Genomic DNA, 1,835 nt, shown 5'->3' on the forward strand with positions numbered 1-1,835 from the left:
CGCCGCCTTTTGACTCATAACCTGAGTCGTTGACTGCCCTGTACTTTGAACAACATCAGTTTTAGGCAGACGGTCATTAGCGTTGCTATTGGCATTGCTCGCAGCACTTGCCGCTGAATTTGCAGATAATTGAGCTGCGCTTGCCGCACTAGCTGCTGAGTTAGCCGCATTCTGTGCATCTGTTCCAGCTTTCTTTGCATCCGCTATCGCGGTAGTCGCCGCCTTCTGACTCATTATCTGGGTAGTTGATTGCCCTGTACTTTGGACAACATCTGTTGTCGGTACCGCGCCAACATCTTTCGCTGTGAGTTCTTTTATTTTTTTATCTAAAACTTCAATAGCATCATCAACATACTTACGAGTTGCTAATACGACTGTCGGGTCAATTTTAAGAGTGACTGACTCAGTGTGGCTGACAATGAGAACCACTCGAATTGTTTGAGTACGCCCCGACCCTTCAACCAATAACGGCTTATAGGTTTCTGGGCAGTTGGCAATAGCAACTAATGCCCCTGATTTATCAAATAGCCCAATCTCACGGATCCACCAACCGCCCTCATTCTCAGGAATAACCTGTTCTGCAATAATTTGATTCGGGTTTAATGGATCAATGAACAAGGTATTAATCGCCGCCTTGCGGCGTTCATTAATGAGTTTCGTTTGCTTGGTGTCCGGTGCCGGCAATGAACCGCCACCATCACCAACTGACATATGTGTCAATTCGATTTTTGTGCCGAGAGCTGTCGCCTCTGCAAGCACTTTCTCACCATAGGTAGTGAGCAATGCAAAATATTTCATTGTAGAGTAACCCTCATTTCATCAATAACATGGACTGCTGCCCCTGTGGAAATAACACCACCGACACTAATTACATCTGGCGTGTATGGATAAACCGTCAGTTCATCCCCGCCATAACTCGCCGCAGCACAAAAAATATTTCCTTTGGTTTCAAGCTGAATCGTTAGCCCGACAAGATGCCGGCTGGCTGGCTTTGCATCGTAAATAAGCGCTTCTAGCTCTCGATACATTTCTTCGGTAATACCGGTTTCCAATACACCAATATCAAGACGAAACGTGCCGGCGGTTTCGTTGGTTTTCCACCACTCAATCACACGGATCAAATAACCCAATGGTTCAACAACACGGCGTAGAGCGCCGATTGTGCCCTTGTGCTTATGAATAAACATTGCCGCCTTAATCGCGTCGCGCTTGGCTTTCTCTGTCCAGTTTTTATCCCACCGGTCAACACTGAATGCCCATGCCAGATACGGCAGCAAATGCACCGGACATTTATCAGGACTCCATAGAATACGAATGGGGATCGGCACCCGTTCTATTTCAGCTAAAGCCTCACCAGCGGCAAGTTCTAATGCTGACGACCCAACTGGCAGTAAACGTCTATTCATCCGAGCCACCCAGCTCAACATTTATTCCAGTACAAAAACTGGCTTGCGTCTTATCGAGTTTGATATCTGCCTTTGGTGAAATTAGCTCAACACGTTGCACACCTTGAACATGCAAAGCGGCATAAATCGCGCTCAACACAATGTCACGCCCTAACCTGTGTTGTTGGTTGGTATAGTGTTTTAGTTGTGCTTCTGCCGCTTCCATAATCGGCTCGTATTCAGGGGATGGATAACAATAAATTTTCGCGACGATTTCATAATCAACAATTTCAGCAGACTGCACGGTCACTCGATCAGCAACAGGGCGCACATCTTCATCATTTAAAGCTACATCAACGATTTCAATTAAATCTGCTGGCGCGACACCATTACCCTCCCGCGACAAAACTGTCACTGTCACACAAGCGGGGGATGGACTAATCACTGAGG

General features: G+C 46.7%; 3 protein-coding genes. All 3 read right to left on the reverse strand.

What is annotated here, in order from left to right:
* The coding region (locus PROVRUST_RS19670) for a phage tail protein (protein WP_006816454.1) at nt 1-798 on the reverse strand (798 nt) is incomplete at its 3' end.
* On the reverse strand, nt 795-1,406 hold the full coding sequence (locus PROVRUST_RS18540) for a phage tail protein I (RefSeq protein WP_006816455.1): 612 nt from the start codon (nt 1,404-1,406) through the stop codon (nt 795-797). The genes PROVRUST_RS18540 and PROVRUST_RS19670, both read right to left, overlap by 4 nt.
* Nucleotides 1,399-1,835, reverse strand: a 437-nt coding sequence (locus PROVRUST_RS18545) for a baseplate assembly protein (protein WP_006816456.1), incomplete at its 5' end; no start/stop codon positions are given. The genes PROVRUST_RS18545 and PROVRUST_RS18540, both read right to left, overlap by 8 nt.

Origin of the sequence: Providencia rustigianii DSM 4541 (assembly GCF_000156395.1) — a bacterium.
Classification (GTDB): Bacteria; Pseudomonadota; Gammaproteobacteria; order Enterobacterales; family Enterobacteriaceae; genus Providencia; species Providencia rustigianii.

Bases quoted from the DNA above. Each gene is read 5' to 3' on its own strand.
- PROVRUST_RS18540 (WP_006816455.1), bottom strand. From the start codon at position 1,406: ATGAATAGACGTTTACTGCCAGTTGGGTCGTCAGCATTAGAACTTGCC.